Annotated in this window: 19 protein-coding genes; 3 read left to right on the top strand and 16 right to left on the bottom strand. The window is 48.4% G+C overall.

Annotated elements, in window-relative coordinates:
* Position 1 precedes the first annotated feature (1 nt).
* From yihA to I2H87_RS02695, 6 genes are all read right to left on the bottom strand, one after another.
* Positions 2-616, bottom strand: coding sequence for a ribosome biogenesis GTP-binding protein YihA/YsxC (gene yihA, locus I2H87_RS02720; RefSeq protein ID WP_117550892.1), 615 nt, complete (start codon positions 614-616; stop codon positions 2-4).
* 29 nt (positions 617-645) lie between these two features.
* On the bottom strand, positions 646-2,991 hold the full coding sequence (gene lon / locus I2H87_RS02715; protein ID WP_195609269.1) for an endopeptidase La: 2,346 nt from the start codon (positions 2,989-2,991) through the stop codon (positions 646-648).
* 185 nt (positions 2,992-3,176) lie between these two features.
* Complete coding sequence (gene clpX / locus I2H87_RS02710; protein ID WP_009267771.1) at positions 3,177-4,448, bottom strand: ATP-dependent Clp protease ATP-binding subunit ClpX; 1,272 nt, start codon at positions 4,446-4,448, stop codon at positions 3,177-3,179.
* Between the two features lie 67 nt (positions 4,449-4,515).
* Positions 4,516-5,097 carry an ATP-dependent Clp endopeptidase proteolytic subunit ClpP gene (clpP, locus tag I2H87_RS02705; RefSeq protein ID WP_009267772.1) on the bottom strand — a complete coding sequence of 194 codons (582 nt, stop codon included), beginning with the start codon at positions 5,095-5,097 and terminating at the stop codon, positions 4,516-4,518.
* A gap of 43 nt (positions 5,098-5,140) precedes the next feature.
* The gene (gene tig, locus I2H87_RS02700) at positions 5,141-6,427 is read right to left on the bottom strand and encodes a trigger factor (protein WP_022152230.1); all 1,287 of its coding nucleotides are present in this window, start codon (positions 6,425-6,427) and stop codon (positions 5,141-5,143) included.
* A 259-nt stretch (positions 6,428-6,686) separates the two neighbouring features.
* Complete coding sequence (locus tag I2H87_RS02695; protein WP_195609268.1) at positions 6,687-7,241, bottom strand: DJ-1 family glyoxalase III; 555 nt, start codon at positions 7,239-7,241, stop codon at positions 6,687-6,689.
* Positions 7,242-7,438: 197 nt separating this feature from the next.
* On the opposite strand from I2H87_RS02695, the gene I2H87_RS02690 reads away from it, so the two are divergent.
* Together I2H87_RS02690 and I2H87_RS02685 are read left to right on the top strand one after the other, a co-directional pair.
* A complete protein-coding gene (locus I2H87_RS02690) occupies positions 7,439-7,894 on the top strand; it encodes a CYTH domain-containing protein (RefSeq protein WP_054703123.1) in 456 nt (151 codons plus the stop codon).
* 126 nt (positions 7,895-8,020) lie between these two features.
* Positions 8,021-8,398: a helix-turn-helix transcriptional regulator gene (locus I2H87_RS02685; RefSeq protein ID WP_195609267.1), complete on the top strand. Its 378-nt coding sequence runs from the start codon at positions 8,021-8,023 to the stop codon at positions 8,396-8,398.
* A gap of 111 nt (positions 8,399-8,509) precedes the next feature.
* Here I2H87_RS02685 and I2H87_RS02680 read toward each other — a convergent pair whose 3' ends face one another.
* The 10 genes from I2H87_RS02680 to I2H87_RS02635 form a co-directional block, all read right to left on the bottom strand.
* Positions 8,510-9,718, bottom strand: coding sequence for an aspartate kinase (locus tag I2H87_RS02680; RefSeq protein ID WP_054703125.1), 1,209 nt, complete (start codon positions 9,716-9,718; stop codon positions 8,510-8,512).
* A gap of 1 nt (position 9,719) precedes the next feature.
* The gene (locus tag I2H87_RS02675) at positions 9,720-10,925 is read right to left on the bottom strand and encodes a cofactor-independent phosphoglycerate mutase (RefSeq protein WP_195609266.1); all 1,206 of its coding nucleotides are present in this window, start codon (positions 10,923-10,925) and stop codon (positions 9,720-9,722) included.
* Positions 10,926-10,939: 14 nt separating this feature from the next.
* Positions 10,940-12,157 carry a homoserine dehydrogenase gene (locus tag I2H87_RS02670; protein ID WP_117550900.1) on the bottom strand — a complete coding sequence of 406 codons (1,218 nt, stop codon included), beginning with the start codon at positions 12,155-12,157 and terminating at the stop codon, positions 10,940-10,942.
* Positions 12,158-12,234: 77 nt separating this feature from the next.
* Positions 12,235-13,339, bottom strand: a protein-coding gene (gene prfB, locus I2H87_RS02665; RefSeq protein ID WP_195609265.1) for a peptide chain release factor 2 whose coding sequence is annotated in 2 segments (ribosomal slippage) — positions 12,235-13,263 and positions 13,265-13,339 — 1,104 coding nt in all. Because the reading frame shifts where the segments join, the coding sequence is not laid out codon by codon here.
* A gap of 68 nt (positions 13,340-13,407) precedes the next feature.
* Positions 13,408-15,984 carry a preprotein translocase subunit SecA gene (gene secA, locus I2H87_RS02660; protein ID WP_195609264.1) on the bottom strand — a complete coding sequence of 859 codons (2,577 nt, stop codon included), beginning with the start codon at positions 15,982-15,984 and terminating at the stop codon, positions 13,408-13,410.
* A 179-nt stretch (positions 15,985-16,163) separates the two neighbouring features.
* The gene (gene hisA, locus I2H87_RS02655; RefSeq protein WP_195609263.1) at positions 16,164-16,946 is read right to left on the bottom strand and encodes a phosphoribosylformimino-5-aminoimidazole carboxamide ribotide isomerase; all 783 of its coding nucleotides are present in this window, start codon (positions 16,944-16,946) and stop codon (positions 16,164-16,166) included.
* Between the two features lie 138 nt (positions 16,947-17,084).
* Positions 17,085-17,471 (bottom strand): hypothetical protein, encoded by a 387-nt coding sequence (locus I2H87_RS02650; protein ID WP_195609262.1) that lies wholly within the window; start codon positions 17,469-17,471, stop codon positions 17,085-17,087.
* 90 nt (positions 17,472-17,561) lie between these two features.
* Entirely contained in the window at positions 17,562-19,514 is a 1,953-nt protein-coding gene (locus I2H87_RS02645) for a fructose-1,6-bisphosphatase (protein WP_195609261.1), read from the bottom strand.
* A gap of 34 nt (positions 19,515-19,548) precedes the next feature.
* Entirely contained in the window at positions 19,549-20,310 is a 762-nt protein-coding gene (gene dapB / locus I2H87_RS02640; RefSeq protein WP_044954898.1) for a 4-hydroxy-tetrahydrodipicolinate reductase, read from the bottom strand.
* Between the two features lie 125 nt (positions 20,311-20,435).
* Positions 20,436-21,065: a single-stranded DNA-binding protein gene (locus I2H87_RS02635; protein WP_117550910.1), complete on the bottom strand. Its 630-nt coding sequence runs from the start codon at positions 21,063-21,065 to the stop codon at positions 20,436-20,438.
* Between the two features lie 259 nt (positions 21,066-21,324).
* On the opposite strand from I2H87_RS02635, the gene typA reads away from it, so the two are divergent.
* Positions 21,325-23,154, top strand: coding sequence for a translational GTPase TypA (gene typA, locus I2H87_RS02630; RefSeq protein ID WP_195609260.1), 1,830 nt, complete (start codon positions 21,325-21,327; stop codon positions 23,152-23,154).
* Positions 23,155-23,156: the final 2 nt, after the last annotated feature.

Genomic DNA, 23,156 nt, shown 5'->3' with positions numbered 1-23,156 from the left:
ATTATTTATTTGCTTTCCCGTCCGACTCTTTTCCGAGGAATTCCGTCTCCACCAATTCCCATAGTTCATCCCGTCCCTGTTTGGACACCGATGAAAACGGGATGATCCTTGTTCCCGGAACAAGGTTCAGTCCCTCTTTTACCATCTTCACATGCTTCTGCACCTGACTTCGTTTCAGTTTATCCAGCTTTGTCGCCACAATGATCGGATGAAATCCCTGATCGACGATCCACTCGTACATCATCTTATCGTTTGCCGACGGTTCATGCCGGATGTCGATCAGCAAAAACACCGCTTTCAACTGTGCGGAACCATGCAGATACCGCTCGATCAGTTCTCCCCACTGCCGTTTTTCTTTTTCCGATACTTTTGCATATCCATATCCCGGCAGATCGACAAGATACAGTTCTTCATTGATATTGTAAAAATTGATCGTCTGTGTTTTTCCCGGAGTCGCCGAAATACGGGCATACGATTTTCGGTTCATCAACGCATTGATCAGAGACGATTTGCCGACGTTGGATTTGCCCGCAAACGCGATCTCCGGTTTTTCATTTTCCGGGAGACGGCTTGTGATCCCACACACTGTCTCCAAATTGATATTTCTGATTACCATACTTTTCCTCCTGTACCGTATCCCATTTTCTATTGTTCCGGAGCTCTTCCGGAAACAGGTTCCGCAAATGCTTCACGAAGCACCTCATCCATATTTTTTACCGGGAGAATGGAAAGTCCGCCGGTGATCTCGGATGAAAACTCTTCCACGTCCGCCTGATTGTGCTCCGGGATCAGAACCGTATGTATTCCGGCATTCTTCGCCGCAAGCAGTTTCTCTTTCAGCCCGCCGATCGGAAGCACTTTTCCCCGCAGTGTGATCTCTCCGGTCATCGCCAGATCCGCCCGGATCTTTTTCTTTATTACCGCCGACAAGATTGCCGTCGCCATCGTGATCCCCGCAGACGGACCGTCCTTCGGCACCGCGCCCTCCGGAATATGTACATGCAGATCATGTTTCTCAAAAAAGTCGTCTGCGATCTGCCAGCTTTTTCCCACAGAACGGATATAGCTGATTCCGGTCTGCGCAGATTCTTTCATCACATCGCCAAGCTGCCCTGTCAAGAGAAGCTCCCCTTTTCCGGGCATCACATTGACTTCGATCTGAAGCGTATCTCCGCCCACGCTTGTCCATGCCAGACCACGCACGATCCCGATCTCATCAGATGAATTCGCCATTTCATAAGTATATTTTTCCCGCCCGAGATATTCCGACAGGTTTTCTTTTGTTATTGTAACCTTTTTCCGCTCCGTTGTCAGTATTTCTTTTGCGGTTTTTCTGCAGATTTCTCCGATTTTCCGCTCTAATTGTCTGACCCCGGCTTCTTTCGTATAATTTTTCGCGATCTTCCAGACCGCTGCTTCCTCCATCGTCAGTTCCTCCGCAGAAAGTCCGTGTTTTCCGAGTTGCTTCGGAATCAGATGCTCCGTCGCGATATGCAGCTTTTCATTCTCGGTATAGCTGCTCACCTCGATCACTTCCATCCTGTCAAGGAGCGGACGCGGGATTGTCTCGGTCGTATTTGCCGTTGTCAGAAATACCACTTCCGACAGATCCAGCGGTACTTCCAGATAATGATCCCGAAATCCCCGGTTCTGCTCCTGATCCAACACTTCCAGAAGTGCGGAAAATGTATCTCCTTTATAGTCTGTACTGACTTTATCGATTTCATCCAAAAGGATCAGAGGATTTTTTACTCCGGCTTTTCGGATCGCATTGGCAATCCGTCCAGGCATCGCCCCCACATAAGTTTTCCGGTGTCCGCGGATCTCCGCCTCATCCCGGATTCCGCCCAGAGAGATCCTTACATACGGTTTCCAGAGCGCTTTCGCCAATGAACGGGCGATCGAGGTTTTTCCGGTTCCCGGAGGTCCCGCCAGACAAAGCACCGGACTTTCCCCCTTATGCGTCAACGCGCGGACTGCCAGAAATTCCAGAACACGTTCCTTGACTTCTTCCAGTCCATAGTGCTCCTGTTCCAGGATTTCTTTTGCATATTCCATATCCTCACAGTTTTCCGCTCTTTGATTCCACGGCATCTCCAGCATCGTCTCGATATAAGTACGGATCACGCCGTTTTCTGCCGGACTGTTCAGAGATCCCGAAAAACGCGAGATCTCCTTTTTGATCTTTTCTTTTACTTCTTCCGGTGCGTCCAGATTCTTCAGACGCTCCCGAAATTCATCGGCGTCATTTCCGGACGCCTCCTCTCCGAGTTCTTCCCGGATCACTTTCATCTGTTCCCGCAGAATATATTCTCTTTGATGCTGGTCTACCCGCTCTTTGACTTTCAAACGGATCTCATCTTTGATATCCATGATCTCTGTCTCATTGACAAGTTTCAATGCGAGCAATTCATATCGCTCCCAAAAATCCAGTTGATCCAGAAGTTCCTGCTGATCTGTATAATACAATGGTAGGTTCGCCGCGATCTCATCCACAAGTTTTTTCAGTCCCCGGATCTCCAGAATCTGCGCGATCAGTTCTTTGGGCAGCTTTCCGTTTTTGGCGGCATATTCCACAAATATATCTTTCAGTCCGCGTGCCATCGCCTCCGCATTCATTTCATCCGGAATCTCAAAACCACTCTCATCGACGACTTCCGCTTCCGCCAGAAGATACGGATCTTCCTCTTCGATCTGTTTTAAGATCCCCCGCGTCTCCCCGGTCACCATCACACGCATGATCTGACGCGGAAGCTTGGCGATCTGCTGGATCACTGCGATCGTTCCGACCTCATATACATCTTCCATTTTCGGTTCGTCCGTCTCGATCTTTTTCTGCGCCGTCAGAAAAATCCTCTGATTTCCTGTCATCGCTTCCTGTACCGCCTGGATCGAACGTTCACGACTGATGTCAAAATGAACGGTTTTCCCCGGCATCACAGTCATCCCTCGAAGCGCCACCATAGGAAGATGCAAGATTTCATTTTCCATACCTGTCTTTCTCCTTGTCTGTAAAATCATAAGTAGATATATATATCGAAATCACCGGAAGTGCCAAAAGGCACATTCCGGGTTTGTAAGCAGTCGCCAAGGTCTCGGGCAAGCCCGGACTTTGGCTCGTCGCATACTACAAAAAGCGGATACCGGTTCGCCGGCATCCGCCCATTCACATTCTCTTACGCACTTTCTGTTGTCAAAAAAGATTTGCGTTCTTCCCCATCCCGCTCATACAGCGGTTTTCCGGTTCCGTTCACGACGTCTTTCGTGATCCGGCATTCTTTGATCGTATCATCCGACGGTACGCAGAACATCGTCTCCATCATGATATCCTCCATGATCGCACGAAGTCCGCGCGCTCCGGTCTTCCGTTTGAGAGAAGTCTCCGCGATCGCAGTCAGAGCGTCCCGGTCAAAAACAAGGCGTACGCCGTCCAGTTCCAGCAATTTCTGGTACTGTTTTACAATCGCACTCTTCGGCTCTGTCAGGATCCGCACAAGCGCTTCCTGATCCAGCATATTCAGCGATACCGTGACCGGAAGACGTCCGACAAGTTCCGGGATCAGTCCGAACTTCACAAGATCCTGCGGCAGTGCTTCATGGAGCAGCACGTCCACGTCATATTCATGTTTGGATGCGATCTCCGCATTAAATCCGATGGATTTACGGTCCAGACGTGTCTCTATGATCTTATCCAGTCCCTCAAATGCGCCTCCGCAGATAAACAGGATATTGGTCGTGTCGATCTGGATCAGTTCCTGATGCGGATGTTTTCTTCCGCCCTGCGGCGGTACCGAAGCAACCGTTCCCTCGATGATCTTCAAAAGTGCCTGCTGCACGCCCTCACCGGAAACGTCTCTTGTGATCGACGGATTCTCGGATTTTCTCGTGATCTTATCGATCTCGTCAATATAAATGATGCCGTGCTCCGCGCGTTCAATATCACCGTCTGCCGCCTGGATCACTTTCAACAGAATATTCTCTACATCCTCGCCGACATATCCAGCTTCCGTCAATGCCGTCGCATCCGCGATCGCAAACGGAACATTTAAAATCTTTGCCAGCGTCTGTGCCAGCAGCGTCTTTCCGCAGCCGGTAGGTCCGAGCATCAAAATATTACTCTTCTGGAGTTCCACACCGAGATCCTCTCCCGCCATGATCCGCTTATAATGATTATATACTGCAACGGAAAGAACTTTTTTTGCCTCGTCCTGACCGATCACATAATCGTCCAGAAATGCTTTGATCTCTTCCGGGGTCAGAAGATTGATATCTTCAAACCGGTTCCGCTCTTCGTATTCAAATTCTTCCTCGATGATCTCTGCGCAGACATCTACACATTCGTCACAGATATACGCCCCGTTCGGTCCTGCAATCAGTTTGCGTACCTGAGACTGTGGTTTATTACAGAAAGAACATCTTACTGTATCATCCGTCAGTTTCCCTGCCATACTCGTTTCCCTTTCAACTATTCATTCCTGCCTGTGATAAGGGAGACATCACTGTCTCCCTCATTCATTAGTGGCTGGCGATCACTTCGTCAATCAAACCATATTCTTTTGCCTGCTGCGCGGACATAAAGTTATCGCGCTCCGTATCTCTCTGGATCACTTCCAACGGCTGTCCTGTATTTGCAGCAAGAATTTCATTTAATTTCTTCCTGATTTTCAAAATATGTTCCGCAGCGATCTGGATCTCTGTCGCCTGTCCCTGTGCTCCTCCGGACGGCTGATGGATCATGATCTCCGCATTCGGCAAAGCAAAACGTTTGCCCTTTGCACCTCCTGACAGCAAAAACGATCCCATGCTCGCTGCCATGCCGATGCATACGGTCGACACATCACATTTGATGTACTGCATCGTATCATAAATTGCCATTCCGGCAGTTACGGAACCGCCCGGGCTGTTGATGTAAAGCTGAATGTCCTTATTCGGATCATCCGCCTCCAAAAACAGAAGCTGTGCAACAATGATATTTGCAGATACATCTGTCACTTCTTCCCCAAGAAAAATAATACGGTCTTTCAGTAATCTGGAATAAATGTCGTAGGAACGTTCCCCGCGGCTTGTCTGTTCAATGACGTAAGGTACTAAACTCATCCGGTTTCCCTCCTAAACTTTTTAAATGAAATCTCTGCCGTTTTTATGCTTCTACTGCAGCTTCCGTGATCAATGTCACTGCATCCTGAACTGCAATATCTTCTTTCATCTGTGCTTTTTCATTTTCGCCCATGAATTCTTTCAGTTTTTCAACTTCCATCTGGTAAGCGTCTGCCATCTTCTGCAGTTCTTCGTCCAGACGTTCGTCTGTCACTTCGATATTCTCCGCTTTCACGATCGCTTCGAGAACCAGTCTTGTGCGGATTCTCTTCTCTGCCTGCGGCTCCATCTCTTCCATCATCTTCTCTTCGGAGAGTCCTGTAAACTGGAAGTACTGCTCCACAGTCAGTCCCTGCTGTGCGATGCGGCGTGCGAAATCATCTGCCATCTGCTTTGTCTGCAGATCGATCATCGGCTTCGGAAGATCCATTTCAGCGTTTGCAACTGCCTGCTCTACTGCCTGGTCTTCTTTTTTCTGTTTGCCCTCGCGCTCTTTACGCTCTTTGATTTTTGTCTTTACTTCTGCTCTGTAATCATCCATTGTTTCGCATTCGGAAACTTCAGATGCGAATTCGTCGTCTAATTCCGGAAGTTCTTTTGCTTTGATCGCATGTACGGTACATTTGAATACTGCCGCTTTTCCGGCCAGTTCTTCTGCCTGATAATCTTCCGGGAATGTAACGTTTACTTCTGTCTCTTTGTCGATCTGAGCTCCGATCAGCTGCTCTTCAAATCCCGGGATAAAAGAACCGGAACCGATCGTCAGCGGATAATCTGTTCCTTTTCCGCCCTCAAAAGCTTCTCCGTCTACAAATCCCTCAAAGTCCAGTGTTACCACATCTTTGTCCTGAACGGCACGGTCTGTCACTTCGATCGTTCTCGCGTTGCGCTCACGCTCTTTCTCGATCTCCTCGTCTACTTCTTTCTGTGTCACTCTTGTAGAAACTTTGTCCACTTTCAGACCTTTATATTCGCCAAGTGTCACTTCCGGTTTTACCGCTACTTCCGCTGTAAAGATGAATGCTTTTCCTTTTTCCAGCTGAACAACATCGATGTCCGGCTGAGAAACGATCTCAAGACCACACTCCTCATATGCTTTTCCGTAAGCTTCTGAGATCATGCTGTTTGCCGCATCTTCATAGAAAATCTCCGGTCCATACATCTTCTCGATCATCTGACGCGGAACTTTTCCTTTACGGAATCCCGGCAGGCTGATTCTTTTGCGCTCTTTTAAGTATGCTGCCTGCAGAGCTTTCTCTACGTCTTCTGCTGCAACTTCGATCGTGAGCTTCGCCATATTATGCTCCAAATTTTCTACCTGTAAACTCATTTTATTTTCCTCCTTGACTTGTACCCTGCTCTCTGCTTTATGCTCCATATAAAGCACGTCTGTACGTAAGCTTCTGTAGGTCAGAATGCCCGGGCGGGTATACTTTTTGTAATCGAATAAAAATAAACATTCGCAGTCATTGAGTCAGTATAGCACAAACATTCCCGAATTTCCAGTCTTTTTTCCCAAAACACCGCTTTTGTCGGTGTACAAATGGGAAAACGTATTTTCTCTTGTACACTGACGCTCTGCTTCTTTTTTATTCCTCATTATAAATGATCGATTTTCTCACTTCTTCTGCTCTTTCCATGCCGCAAAGAACCTCCACAAGCTTCAGTGCAAACGGGATCGCCGTTCCCATCCCTCTGCTTGTGATCACGTTCTGATCCAAAACCACCGGTTCTCTTACAACCTCTGCTCCGGTCAGTTTCTCTTCAAAAGACGGATAACAGCAGGCACGTTTCCCATCCAACATTCCGAGTTCTCCCAGAATACTCGGAGCCGCGCAGATCGCAGCCACATATTTTTCCGCTTTCCCGTATGCCAACAGCAGTTCCCTGAGACCTGTATGCGCCTGCAGATTCAATGTTCCGGGCATTCCGCCCGGAAGAACGAGCATCTCTGTCTCATGAAAATCCGTTTCTTCAAACAGCGCGTCGGCTTCCACACAGATCCCATGCGCTCCCTCTACTACACATTTTTTTGTCACGGATACGGTCGTTGTCTCCACACCTGCTCTGCGCAGAATGTCCACGACGGTCAACGCTTCGATCTCTTCAAATCCATCTGCTAAAAACACTCTTACATTTTTCATTTTCAATCTTTTCTTCCTTTCACTTTACATTTATTTTCACGTCATTGTACAAATAGAAACCATTTTCCTTTGTACAATAACGTAAACTTCCCCATTGCATCTTCCGCGGCGGTATTTTATTATGATCCTATGGCATCCGGACCGATTTCTTTTACGGATAGCCGATGCACATTCAAATAAGACAACGGAGGTTCCTTATGGAAATTGAGCGCAAATATCTGATCGACAAAAATAAGATCCCATTTCATCCATCCGACTTTCCCTGCAGACGGATCGAACAAGGTTATCTTTGTACCGAGCCGGTCGTCAGGGTTCGCCGGGATCAGGATGATTATATCCTCACCTACAAATCAAAAGGACTGATGGCTCGCGAAGAATACAATCTTCCGCTGACAAAGGAAGCGTATCTGCATCTGAGAGAAAAAGCAGACGGACGTCTGATCATCAAAGACCGTTATGTCATTCCGCTTTCTTTCGACTCTCCGCTTGTGATCGAACTGGATTTCTTCCGCGGAGATCTGGATGGTCTGATTCTTGCCGAGGTTGAATTCCCGGATCTTCTCTCAGCCGAGACTTTTCATGCTCCGGACTGGTTTGGAGAAGATGTCACCCATTCCTCCCGTTTTCACAATAGTAATTTAAGTAAGTTGTAAACATTCTGTTGCTTTTGTAATTTATGCTATATTACGTCGCCATCCGGTCAATCCTATTAAGAAACTTGCTATAATGTGGACTGGTTCACAGCACAGACAAGAAGTTTCCGGTATGGAGGGATGACGTTGGCAAATCTGCAGCTTACGAAAAATTTATATGAATATCGAAAAGCAAACGCACTGACACAAAAAGACGTCAGTGAGTATCTAAACATTTCCCGTCAGGCTTACTCCAACTATGAGACCGGAAAACGGGATCCTGATCTCGGACTGCTTGTCAAACTTTCCGAGCTCTATGAGATCTCGCTGAATCAATTGATCGTGGATTCCTTTCGTTCCTCCACACTCATGTTCCGCGAGGTATGTCCGCCTTATACTGTGGCACACAGAGAGCACAGCGACACAACCTTGATCCTGACAGAAGACGAATGTGATCTGATCTTGAAATACCGGCAGGCAAGCGAGGAAGACCGCCGTCTGGTCCGCAAGGTCCTGCATGAATAAACGGGCAGTGAAGCCGCCGCACTCCGGCAAGTTCACCGCCCTCTTTTTTTACTTTTTACCAGCTCTCTTTTTTACCGGAACTCTTTTTGCCGGATCTTCCATACGTCCCGCCTAAGCACCCAGTCCAAAGCCATCGTGAACGGCAACCATTGCACGCTCCACATCATTTTCATCGATCAAAACCGTGATCCGCACTTCCGAGGTGGAGATCATGCTGATGTTCACCTGTGCATTGAACAATGATTCAAACATTTTTGCAGCCACACCCGGGTTGCTCATCATTCCCGCACCTACGATTGAAATCTTTGCCACGTTATCTTTATGTTTGATCTCCTGGATCGTCAGCGACTCTTTGTTTTCTTCCAATGTCTTTAACGTATCATTTAAATCTTCCTGAGAAACTGTAAACGATATATCTTTCGTGCCGCCGCGTCCCACCGACTGCAGGATAATATCCACATTGATCCCTTTTTTCGCCAATGTATTAAAAATCTTAAATGCCACTCCCGGCTTATCCTGCACACCGATCACAGACACACGGGATGTATTTTTGTCGGATGCAACTCCGCTGATCAGCATTTTTTCCATTTTCGCTACCTCCTTGACTACCGTACCCTCCGACCGGTTCAGACTGGACCGGACGATCAGCTGTACGCCATATTTTTTTGCCATTTCCACCGAACGATTGTGAAGCACTTTCGCCCCCAGCGATGCCAGTTCCAACATCTCATCGTAGCTGATGGACTCCAGTTTTCTTGCATTTTTTACGATTCTCGGGTCTGCCGTATACACGCCATCCACATCGGTATAGATCTCGCACGCATCGGCGTGAAGCGCTGCTGCGATCGCAACTGCTGTTGTATCCGATCCGCCTCTTCCAAGCGTCACATAATCTTCGTACTTATTCACGCCCTGAAATCCGGTGATGATCACGATCTTCCGATACTCCAGTTCATGTCGGATGCGGTCCGCATCGACCCGTTTAAACCGGGCGTTCCCATAAGCGGATGTGCAATGCATTCCCACTTGAAATGCGTTCAGGGAAACCGCCGGGATTCCCATCGAAGAGATTGCCATTGCCATCAAAGAGACCGACACCTGCTCTCCGGTTGTCAATAGCATATCCATTTCCCGTCTCGATGCATTCGGATTGATCTCTTTTGCTTTCGCGATCAATTCATCCGTTGTATCTCCCATAGCGGAAAGCACAACGATCACATCATTGCCTTTTTTGTATTCTTCCACACAGCGTTCTGCCACATTAAAGATCCGTTCCCGGTCTGCAACAGAACTGCCTCCAAATTTTTTCACGATCAGCATACTATTCTCCTTCAAAAAGGTGCCCGATCAGGCGGTGCCCCTCTTCTTCTCTGATTTTACTCTTCATCCCATGTTTTTCATCATAGGACGCTGCTCCCTGCGCATTTTTCGTACTGTCATACAGCAAATACGGAACCGGATCGGCTGTATGCGTCCGCACGCAGATCGGCGTCGGATGATCCGGCAGGACCAGCATTCGGAAATCCTGTCCCTGTTTTGAAAGTCTCTCTGTCACCGGACCAATAATTTTTTCATCGATCCATTCGATCGACCGAATCTTGTCTTTTACCTTTCCCTGATGCCCCATCTCATCCGGAGCTTCGACATGGATATATACAAAATCAAATCCGTCTTCTGTCAGCGCTTTCACTGCCGCTTCCGCTTTTCCGGTGTAGTTCGTATGCAGTCCGCCGTTTGCGCCCTCGACCATGAGGTTCTGCATACCGGCTCCTACTGCGATCCCTTTCAGCAGATCCACGGCCGAGATCATCGCGCCTGTTTTCCCATGCAGTTCTTCAAATGCTTTCAATGCCGGTCTTGTTCCCGCTCCCCAGAACCATGCAGAGTTGGCAGGCTTCAAACCGTTCTTTCGCCTCGCTTCGTTGACCGGATGATGATTCAGAATCTCATAACTTTTCTCCATCATTTCCCGCAGCAGAGAATCTTTCGGAAGAAATTCCCCGATCCGCTTCGTCAGGATATCATGCGGCGGCGTCAATTCCACAACGCTTCCGTGTTTCCAGATCAGAAGGTGGCGATAGCTCGTTCCGACATAAAATTCATAACCATCCCGCTTTAAGCCCTCTTTCAGCGCTTCCAAAAGAACTGCCGCCTCTTCGGTACTGATCTCATCCGAACTGTGATCTAAGATCTTCCGGTCCTCATATTTCTCTTCTTCCTCGGAAAGTGTCACCACATTACAACGAAATGACACATCATCCGGCGCCATATCAACTCCGATACTCAGCGCTTCCAACGGAGATCTCCCTGTATAATAACATTTCGGATCATATCCGATCACAGACAGATTTGCAGTGTCGCTTCCGGGGGCCATTCCCTCCGGAACCGTCCGCACCATACCGATCTCAGAAACTTTTGCAAGTCGATCCATATTCGGCGTCGCTGCCGCTTCCAGCGGTGTTTTTCCACCCAGTTCCTCCAACGGTTCATCTGCCATTCCATCGCAGAGCATCACCAGATACTTCAATCTCTTTTCCCCCTTTACTCTTGTACACGGATCATATGCAGGATCCCCGGAAATTCTTCCGCACACTTCGCATACTCGCCCTCCGTCATCACTTCCGTCAAAAATCCAAACTCTCCGTCCAGACTTTCCGCCTGCACGATCCGGATCGGACCGAATTTGCTTTCCAGATGTGCTCTCAACGCTTCTGCTTCCCCTTTGATCCGGACAAAAAACTGTTTGCTCGTATCTGCGATCGGCTGCAAAGTCAGCTTTTCACTCTTCCACATCGTCATAATATTCCGGTGCAGGTGCTTCGCCTCATCCACCACGTCGGATACGACAGCGCTTGCTGTCGGAAGTTTTCCGGCGCCGCTTCCATAGAACATCGCGTCCCCGAGCACATTTCCGTGCACAAAAATCGCATTGAACACATCGTTGACGCTGTACAGAGGATGATCACTGCGAAGAAGATGCGGTGCTACGATCGCATGCAGATGATCGCCGTCTCTTCTGCTCGACGCAAGCAGTTTGATCGTCATGCCCATTGCCTTTGCGTACAGCATATCCTCTTTTGTGATCTCTGTGATCCCCTCGGTATAAATGTCCTCAAAATCCACCTGACGACCGGAGATCAATGAGGATAAGATCGCAATCTTCCGGCAGGCATCGTGCCCCTCCACATCCGCTTCCGGATTGCGCTCCGCATATCCTTTTGCCTGTGCTTCTTTCAGCACCTCATCATAATCCGCACCCTCATAGAACATCTTTGTCAACATATAGTTGGTCGTTCCGTTCAGGATTCCGGTGATCTCCTCGATCTCATCCGCCGTCATCGAAGAATTCAGCGGACGGATGATCGGGATGCCGCCGCCTACGCTTGCTTCAAACAAAAAGTTGATCTCCCGCTCCCGCGCGATGGAAAGAAGCTCCGCCCCGTGTTTTGCCACAAGCGCCTTGTTCGAGGTCGCCACACTCTTCCCTGCAAGAAGACATTTTTTCACAAATGTATATGCCGGCTCGATTCCTCCCATTACTTCCACGACGATCTGGATCTCCGGATCATTTACGATCGTATCAAAATCATGAATGATCTTCTCCTGGATCGGATCCCCCGGAAAATCCCGCAGATCCAGCACATATTTGATATGTATCTCATCGCCGACTCTCTGGTTGATCGTTGCGCCGTTTGTATTGATCACTTCCACGACCCCAGATCCTACCGTGCCGTAGCCCATCACAGCTATATTTACCATCTTCTTTCATTCCTTTCCTTTTTCGTGTAAACGGCAATGTCTGCCGGAGGGATCAAAAAATCCCCGCCGACAGACAATCACGCTTTTTTTGCACTTAAGTATGCATTGATAAACGGATCGATATTTCCATCCATGACCGCGCCTATATTGCTGATCTCCGCATTCGTCCGGTGATCTTTCACGAGCGTATACGGCTGCATGACATAGGAACGGATCTGGCTTCCAAATCCGATCTCTTTGATCTCTCCGCGGATGTCCGATACTTTGTCTGCCTGTTCCTGCTGTTTGATCAGATAAAGTTTTGCTTTGAGCATCTGCATCGCCTTGTCCTTATTCATATGCTGGGAACGTTCATTCTGACACTGTACAACGATTCCGGTCGGAAGATGCGTAATACGCACTGCCGAAGACGTCTTGTTGATATGCTGTCCGCCGGCTCCGCTGGATCGGTACGTATCGATCCGCAGATCGTCTTCGTTGATCTCGATCTCGATCTCATCCTCGATATCCGGGATCACATCGCAGGACACAAAGGAAGTCTGACGTTTTCCCGCCGCATTGAACGGGGAGATCCGCACAAGACGGTGAACGCCTTTTTCGGAGCGCAGATACCCGTAGGCATTTTCACCGCGCACCTCAAACGTCACACCTTTGATCCCTGCCACATCACCCTCCAGATAATCCAACACTTCCACAGTAAATCCTTTCTTCTCTGCCCAACGGGTATACATCCGATACAACATACTTGCCCAGTCACAGGACTCGGTTCCGCCGGCTCCCGCATGAATGCTCATGATCGCATCATTCCGGTCATACTCTCCGGTCAAAAGCGTTCCGATCCGCAGTTCTTCAAACTCTTCCTGAAACCTCTCCAGATCTTCCCGGATCTCTTCGATCGTCTCGTCATCCGGTTCTTCCTCGCTCATCTCGATCAGAAGCCCGATATCCTCGTAATCTGCATACATTTTTTCAATTTTTTTCACGGAATCCTGAATACTTCGGAGCAGCTTCATTGTATGCTGCGATTCTTCCGGGTTATCCCAGAAGTTCGGTTCCTCGATCTTCCGTTCCAGTTCCTCAATCCGTTCTTTCTTTGACGCTAAGTCAAAGTGAATCCCTCAAATCTTTCAGCGGTTCTTCATATGCAGTCAGATTCTGCTTTAATTCATCCAGTAAAACCACCTTGATCACCTCTTTCTTTTTCTTACATTCATTGGTCTGTATCTTCTGTTATTTGATCTTATTTGCTGTTATTTGATCTTTCTTCCGCAGCACTGCTTATACTTCTTTCCGCTTCCGCACGGACACGGATCGTTTGGATAAACTTTCTTTTCCTCACGGCGTTTCGGAGCGCGCACTGCGCTTTCGTCCTTATTCGTTCCGGTTACTTTTGCGACCTGTTCACGTTCCACTTTCTGTTCTACCCGAATGTGGAACAACGTGCGGATCGTCATCTCTGCGATCGCATTGGTCATCTCACCGAACATATCGTAGCCCATCATCTTATACTCGACAAGCGGGTTTCTCTGACCGTACGCCTGCAGTCCGATTCCCTGACGAAGCTGGTCCATATCATCGATATGATCCATCCATTTCGCATCGATCACCTTTAAAAGGATCACACGTTCCATCTCACGGATCTGTTCTGCCTCCGGGAACTCAGCCTCCTTTGCCTCATATGCTTTCACTGCATGTTCTTTCAAAAGATGCTTCAGCTCTTTCTGGGACGTCTTCTTCAGTTCTTCCGCTTTCGGGAAGCCGAGCTGCGGGATCACCTCGTGCAGCGTCCGTTCCAGTCCGCCGAGATCGGCGTCTTCCATATCCACATCCGGAGATACAAAGCGATCCGTCGTATTCTCCACGAACTCGGTGATCATATTGTACACCGTATCGCGCATACTCTCCCCGTCCAGAACCCGGCGGCGCTCGCCATAGATGATCTCTCTTTGTTCGTTCATGACCTGATCATATTCTAACAGGTTCTTACGGATGCCGAAGTTGTTGCTCTCGATCTTCTTCTGCGCTTTCTCGATCGCACTGGAAAGCATCTTGTGTTCGATCTGTTCGCCGTCTTCCACACCGAGTGTATTGAACACGCTCATCAACTTTTCGGAACCAAACAGACGCATCAGATCGTCTTCCAGGGAGATATAGAATCGGGATTCTCCCGGATCTCCCTGACGTCCGGAACGTCCACGGAGCTGATTGTCAATTCGTCTGGATTCATGCCGCTCTGTGCCGATGATCTTCAGACCGCCCGCTGCACGCGCTTCCTCATCCAGCTTGATATCCGTACCACGTCCCGCCATATTGGTAGCGATCGTCACCGCGCCGTGCAGTCCGGCATCTGCCACAATCTCTGCTTCCATCTCATGGTATTTCGCATTCAGGACATTGTGCTTGATCCCCTCTTTTTTCAGCATCTTGCTGAGCAGTTCCGATACCTCGATCGTGATCGTACCGACCAGAACCGGCTGTCCGGTCGCATGTGCACGGATCACTTCGTCCACGACCGCACGATATTTCTCCGCTTTTGTCTTGTAGACCGCATCGTCAAGATCCTGTCTCTGTACCGGTTTGTTCGTCGGAATCTCCACAACGTCCATTCCGTAAATATCACGGAACTCTTTTTCTTCCGTCAGAGCCGTACCTGTCATACCGCTCTTCTTCTCAAACTTATTGAACAGGTTCTGGAATGTGATCGTCGCCAGCGTCTTGCTCTCCCGGCGCACCTGTACATGCTCTTTCGCCTCGATTGCCTGATGCAGACCGTCGGAATAACGACGTCCCGGCATGATTCGTCCGGTAAATTCGTCGACGATCACTACCTCGCCGTCCGGCGTCACAACATAATCCTGATCCTTGAACATCAGATTGTGGGCCCGGAGCGCTAGAATGATATTATGCTGGATCTCCAGATTTTCCGGATCCGCAAGGTTCTCGATATGGAAGAACTGCTCGACTTTCTTGACGCCGTCTTCGGTCAGATTGACGTTCTTTTCTTTCTCGTTGACAATGTAGTCTCCCGTCTCCTCGATATCCTCGCCCATAATGGCGTTCATCTTCGTAAACTCTCCGCTCGCCTCGCCCCGCTCCAGCTGACGCGCCAGAATGTCGCAGGCTTCGTAGAGCTTTGTTGACTTTCCGCTCTGACCGGAAATGATCAGCGGTGTTCTAGCCTCATCGATCAGGACGGAGTCGACCTCGTCGATGATTGCAAAATTCAGCCCGCGCTGTACAAGCTGTTCTTTGTAGATCACCATGTTGTCACGCAGATAATCAAATCCAAGCTCATTGTTCGTCACATAAGTGATGTCACAATTATATGCCGCGCGGCGTTCCTCATTCTCCATGCCGTTTAACACAACCCCGACGGTCAGTCCGAGGAATTCATGAACCTTTCCCATCCACTCCGCATCACGCTTTGCCAGATAATCGTTGACTGTGACGATATGCACGCCTTTTCCCGAAAGCGCATTCAAATACGCCGGAAGCGTGGAAACTAAAGTCTTTCCCTCTCCCGTTCGCATCTCCGCGATACGTCCCTGATGGAGAATGATCCCTCCGATCAGCTGTACCCGGTAATGCCGCATTCCAAGACTTCGTTTTGCCGCCTCCCGCACAACCGCATATGCCTCCGGCAGAATATCATCCAGCGTCTCGCCGTCCGAAAGACGTTGTTTGAACTCTCTTGTCTTATCTTTCAACTCCTGATCGGACAATACCTGTATCTCCGGTTCCAGTGCATCGATCCGGTCTACGATCGGGTAGATACGCTTCAGTTCATTTTCACTGTGCGTACCGAAAATTTTCTCTATAAGCCCCATAGTCTGAATTAACTCCTTGTCTGTTTACTATTAACGAAATGACCTGCTTCCTATGTCATAATAGCGTTTCGTTTCATTTTATCACTATCTCGTTCCAAATTCAACCAATTTGCAGTCCGTTGCCATGAAGTTTTCCGTTCCGCCCGTTTTCTCCCCGGTAAGTATTCACAACAAACGATTCACAGTTCCTTTCCGTGGAATTGTGCTGCCCGCTCGTACGGGATATTTCCCCCAAACAGATCCAGCGCGCTTCCGATCGTAAAATCAAGCCGCCCTTTGCATAAATTTTGAAAATGTTCCAGCTCCTCAAGTGTTCCGATCCCTCCCGCATAAGTGACCGGGATCTTTCCCCATCTGCCCAGCAGACGCACAAGTTCTTCCTCCACACCGGAAGCTTTCCCCTCCACATCCACCCCATGTACGAGAAACTCACTGCAATGTCCGGCAAGTTCATCCAACAGCGTTACACTCAATCTCTCTTCGGTAAATGTCTGCCAGCGGTCGGTCACGATATAATATTCCCCGTCCCGTCTCCGGCAGCTTAGATCCAGAACGATCCTCTCCTTTCCGACCGCATCGCAAAGCTTTTTCAGATTTTCCCGGTTCAGCCGTCCATTCTGAAACACAAAGGACGTAACGATCACATGGCTTGCGCCTGCTTCCAAATACCCGGCAGCATTCCGATCCGTAATGCCTCCTCCGATCTGCATTCCCCCCGGGAATGCCCTCAGCGCCAGAAGCGCCTGTTTTCTCGTCTCTTCATAATAAGGCGAAGCCGGCGGATTCAACAAAATGATATGCCCGCCGTTCAGACGATCTTCCCGATATTTCCGTGCAAACCATGCTGCATCCTGCACGGCGGTAAAATTCGTTTTTGCCCGGTCTCCCTCATCTCTTAAGCTTCCGCCCACAATCTGTTTCACTTTTCCGTTATGTATATCGATACAAGGTCTGAATCTCATCATCCACCTCACAGTCTTTATTTCCGTCTCACATTTTACCACAGTACAGTAAAAAAGGGAAATAGATTTTCCGCTCTATTTCCCCTGCTTTTTACACTTTCTTTTGTCTCTGCGCCACTTGTGACCCGAATACTCCTTTTATCGTTCCGCATGATCTGTCGAACGTGCCGGATCCGTATTGTTATCTGCCTCCGTTCCGTTTCCGGTCAGATCATCGGTCACGTCATTGATCCCATCCGTCACATCATCCGTTACGTCGTCGATCCCATCTGTCACATCACGGACTGCGTTGTCGATCACACCGTCTCCGTTTCTGTCTGTTCCATCAACGGCATCATTTCCTGTCCCGTTTTTTTCCGTTGCTTTTTCTTTCTCTGCGGCTTTTTCTTTTTCTGAAGCTGATTCCTGTGTCGTCCGGTCCTGATCTGCACCGTCGGTCGTCCCGTTATCATTACCGCATGCAGTCATGCTTCCGATCATGCCGATACACATTGTCAGTACTAAAAATTTTTTCATATTTTTCATTTTTCTTCTCCCTTTCATATGCTCTTTCTAAAAGTAATATCTGCATTTTCAGAGATTTTATGAAAAATACTTACAGGAAAAATGTGGAATTCAAATTTTTTCTTTGATCTCACCGCTTCGATACGCCGCCAGCAGCGTTTCCAGATCCCGGATCTGTTCCCGGATCTCTTTCCCGTTGTCCGTATCGCCGACCAGACGGCGTTTCAGCACCCGTTTGATGACCATATTCTCCGAATGGATGTCGCTGCCCTTTTCGATCGCCGCCTCCGCCGATTCAAATGGCTCATGCGCGACAAGAAGCAGACCGTAAGAATTATAAACGAGCGTATAACCTGCGATCCCGGTTTCTTTCTGATACGCCTTTGAAAAACCGCCGTCTATGATCATCACGCGCCCGTTGCATTTGATCGGGCTCTCTCCGTTCTTGCATTTGACCGGGACATGACCGTTGATGATATATGCGTCTTTCAGGGACAATCCGAATTCCTGCATGATATGATCGACCACGTCGGAATCCTCCAGAAATGAATAGTACGGATTTTTCTTTTCGACATGCGTCTCCTTTTCTTTCAGAAAATACCGTTCGAATGTCGCCATTTTATCTTTTCCGAACAACGGAGAATTGGGGCTCTGCCAAATATACCACATCATGTCTTTTCCGTTCTCCCGCTCCGCTTCCTCAATCGCAAAAAAGCCTTTCCGCACATAACGTTCCAAAGCATCGTAAAGTGACTTTCCCTGAAATACATGATCAAAAAGACGGACTTTCTGAAAGGAACCATCTGCATTGAGCGGAACACAGCCGTGGTATAAAAGATTTCCATTGTGCACTTTATAAAGACCGCCTTTTGACAACAGAAAACGCATATGTTCCTGCAATTTCTCACATCCGAGAAACGCACGTTCCAACCGCTCCATAATATCCTGTTCTTCTTCAGAAAGTTCATACGGATTGTCCGGATCGATCGTCGGGAAATTCATATCCTGCATCGGATATTCTTTTCCGTCCAGAGTGACCGTCCCTTTTTCATGATCGATCCGATGCAGAAGTGCGCGTTCTTCCATTCCAAATTCCGGATGTCTGCGGATCGTCTGACCTTCGATCTTAAACTGGATCACAGAAATCGCCTTGTGCATCCGAAGATCCGTCTCCATCTCCGCCTGATTCGACCTCTGCGGTCCTTTCAGCGAAAAACAGGAGCAGGGATCATCTTTGTACATGCGAAGTGCAAATGTCGCAAGCGGAAGAAGATTGATCCCATACCCGTCTTCCAGAATATCCAGATTTCCATAACGTGCACAGATCCGGATCACATTGGCAATACAGGCTTGCTGCCCTGCTGCCGCTCCCATCCAGAGAACATCATGGTTTCCCCACTGGATATCAACCGAATGATAGTTAAGCAGCCGGTCCATGATCAGATGCGGACCCGGTCCCCGGTCATAAATATCCCCGACAATGTGCAGATGATCTACCACAAGACGCTGGATCAGATTGGAGATCGCCACAATAAATTCCCCGGCGCGGTTGATCCGGATCATGGTCATGATGATCGCATTATAGTAGGATTCTTTGTCGTTGATCTCTGCCCTTTCCGTGATCAGCTCTTCGATCACATATGCGAAATCTTTCGGCAATGCCTTGCGCACCTTGGAACGGGTATACTTGCTCGCCGCACGTTTGCTCACTTCGATCAGACGGTACAAATGGATCATATACCAGTCCTCCATGTTCGTCTCCGTCTCTTTTACCTGCGCGAGCTTTTCTTTCGGATAATAGATCAACGTTGCCAGTTCTTTCTTATCTCTCTGGCTCAGTGTATTTCCAAACACTTCGTCGATCTTCCGTCTCACCGAACCGGAACCATTTTTTAACACATGGGCAAACGCCTCATATTCTCCATGTACATCGGTAATAAAATGTTCCGTCCCTTTTGGGAGATTTAAGATAGCCTGCAGATTGATGATCTCTGTGGATGCCGCAGCGATCGTCGGATACAGATCTGCCAACCGTTCCACATACCTCGTCTCAAGTGCTTTCATGAACCGGTTCTCCTCTCTTTTTTGCCCGGACTGTCTATTCCAGTCCGATCACATCACTCATATCATACATCCCCGCCGGCTTTCCTGCCAGAAATCTGGCTGCTTCCACAGCGCCTTTTCCGAATACGCTGCGGGAATATGCCGTATGCTTCAGTTCGATCACCTCATCCAGCCCGGCAAACAATACTTCATGCTCGCCAACGATCGTACCGCCGCGAACTGCAGAGATACCGATTTCTTTCTTCTCTCTCTTGCGGCGTACCTGAGAACGGTCATAAGTATACACATAACTTCCGTCCATCGCTTCATTAATCGAATCTGCAAGCGCCAGCGCCGTTCCGCTCGGCGCATCCAGTTTCTGGTTGTGATGTTTTTCTACGATCTCAATATCATATCCTGCCGGTGCGAGCACCTTTGCCGCATCTTTCAGAAGCTTCAGCAGAAGATTGATCCCCAGCGACATATTCGCCGACTTCAGCACCGCCGTCTGTTTTGCCGTGTCTTCTAATTTCTGAAGCTGTTCTTCCGACAATCCTGTCGTACAAAATACCAGCGGGATCTGTCTTTTCGCACAATACTCCATCACTGCGTCTGCCGCGGCGGCATTGGAAAAATCGATCACCACATCCACATCGTCATCGCATGCGTCAATGGATCCAAATACCGGATATTCATTGGAAACACCCTGATATGTATCTACTCCAGCCGCGATCATCATCTCTTCCTCATCCCGTACAAGACCGGAAATCATCTGCCCCATTCTTCCGTTACAGCCGTGCATCAAAATCTTTATCATCATTCTGTTCCTCCATTATTGTCTGCATTTTGTAAAATATCCTTTTCAGATACATAAAAACAGGATACCACATTTGAACGCAAGGCTCAAGAAATGATATCCCTTTCACAATGTTTTCTTCTATATTATTCTTCCAGACATTCCAACTTGCTGACAGACACTTCATACGCAGTTCTCGTCTCAGTTTCCGTCTCGGAAAGTTTTTTAACATAATCCCGGCTCTGGATCCGTCCTAAAATCTGCACATGTTCTCCTACTTCAAATCCCGAGGCAAACCGTGCGTTTCTTCCCCAGCAGATACACGGAATATAATCGGATTTTCCATATGGACGGTTCACAGCAAGCAAAAGGTCTGCAATTTCACGTCCGAGCGGTGTCTTCCGGTAAATCGGTTTCTTACAGATATAGCCTTCCAGCAAAATATGATTTGTTTTTGCGCCGTCCAGTTCCTCGTCGATAAACTCTACTTCCCTTACGAACACCGATAATACAAGCCGGTTCTTCTGCTCTTCATGACGGTTGTATGACCGGAACTGTCCTGACACCATAATAAATTCTCCTGTATAATCTTTTGTCACATCAATCAGTCTTTCAGAGATCATGAGCGGGATCCGATCCTCGGAGCTGCTCAGACGTTTCACGAGCACATCTACCATATAGAATCCTTCCCCGAACACTTCATGGCTGTATGTAAATTTTGAAGCCACCTCACCCATGATCGTTACCTGGTTGTTTTCAATAATCTTATCTGACATGATTTGTAGTTCTCCCTTCCTCTTTGCGGTATTTTTGAGTCGATACTAAGTCTATGCCCCGATTCACATTTCCAGAACATTTTTCCGGAAAAACCGCTCGACAATTCCCGGCAGCAGACTCCGACAACATTTTTCGTCTTATTTTTCCACAGGCTGCCGCTCTCTTCCCGGAAATCTGATACCTTGCAAATTTTCATTTTTATGATAGAATATAACAGTTAAACAGAAGAATGATTCACAAAAGGAAGAGTGTTATATTATGAAGACAAAACGAGAAGACGTCAGAAATATTGCGATCATCGCCCATGTCGACCACGGTAAGACAACATTGGTCGATGAATTGCTCAAACAAAGCGGTGTATTCCGCGAGAATCAGGAAGTTGCGGAACGTGTCATGGATTCCAACGATATTGAGAGAGAACGCGGGATCACGATCCTCTCGAAAAATACCGCAGTTTTTTACAAAGGAACAAAGATCAACATCATCGACACACCTGGACATGCCGATTTCGGCGGCGAGGTGGAACGTGTCCTGAAAATGGTCAACGGTGTCATCCTCGTTGTCGATGCATTTGAGGGCGCAATGCCGCAGACCAAATTCGTACTCCGCAAAGCGCTGGAGCTGGATCTTCCGGTCATCGTCTGCATCAACAAGATCGACCGCCCGGAAGCACGTCCGGACGAAGTGATCGATGAAGTACTGGAACTTTTCATGGATCTGGACGCATCCGACGAGCAGCTGGACTGCCCGTTTGTCTATGCATCCGCTAAATCCGGAATTGCCGTTCTGGATCTGACCGATGAAGAGAAAGATATGGAACCGTTGTTTGAGACAATCATCAATTACATTCCGGCTCCGGAGGGCGATCCGGAAGCTCCGACTCAGGTTCTGATCAGTACGATCGATTATAATGAATATGTGGGACGGATCGGTGTCGGCAAAGTGGACAACGGAACGATCGCAGTCAATCAGGAAATGATGCTCGTCAACCATCATGATCCGGACAAACAGCAGAAAGTAAAGATCAGCAAACTTTATGAATTTGACGGTCTGAATAAAGTGGAAGTCAAAGAAGCCGGGATCGGATCGATCGTGGCAATTTCCGGAATTTCGGATATTTCGATCGGAGATACGCTCTGCTCTCCGGAAAATCCGGAAGCGATCCCGTTCCAGAAAATTTCTGAGCCGACCATTTCCATGCAGTTCATCGTCAACGACAGTCCATTTGCAGGACAGGAGGGAAAATTTGTCACTTCCCGTCATCTGCGCGACCGTCTGTTCCGGGAACTGAACACGGATGTCAGTCTTCGTGTGGAAGATACGGAAAATGCCGACAGTTACAAAGTATCCGGTCGCGGGGAGCTTCATCTTTCCGTTCTGATCGAAAATATGCGCCGTGAGGGATATGAATTTGCAGTCAGCAAAGCCGAAGTGCTCTATCACACAGACGAAAACGGAAAGAAATTAGAGCCGATGGAACTCGCCTATGTCGATGTGCCGGATGAATTTACCGGAACCGTTATCGACAAACTAAGCCAGAGAAAAGGGGAACTTCGCAGTATGGGTACTTCCAATGGCGGTTACACACGTCTGGAATTCCTGATCCCGGCGCGCGGACTGATCGGCTACCGCGGTGAATTTATGACCGATACAAAAGGAAACGGAATCCTCAACACAAGCTTTGACGGCTATGCACCGTACAAAGGGGACATCCAGTATCGTAAACAGGGATCCCTGATCGCATTTGAGACCGGAGAATCTGTCACATACGGTCTGTACAGCGCGCAGGAACGTGGAACCTTGTTTATCGGACCGGGTGAGAAAGTATATTCCGGTATGGTCATCGGACAGAACGGAAAAGCCGAAGACATCGAACTGAACGTCTGCAAGACCAAGCATCTGACCAACACCCGTTCTTCCAGCGCGGACGAAGCGCTCCGCCTGACTCCGCCGAGAGTATTAAGTCTGGAACAGGCGCTTGACTTTATCGATACCGATGAACTTCTGGAAGTAACTCCGAAAAATCTGCGTATCCGCAAGAAGATCCTTGACTCAAGAATGAGGAAACGCAGCAATGCCAATAAATAACA

Source organism: Mediterraneibacter glycyrrhizinilyticus (genome assembly GCF_015560805.1).
Lineage (GTDB): Bacteria > Bacillota > Clostridia > Lachnospirales > Lachnospiraceae > Schaedlerella > Schaedlerella glycyrrhizinilytica_A.
The sequence above is the reverse complement of the archived record's forward strand: the minus strand, read 5'-3'. Positions and strand labels throughout refer to the sequence as shown.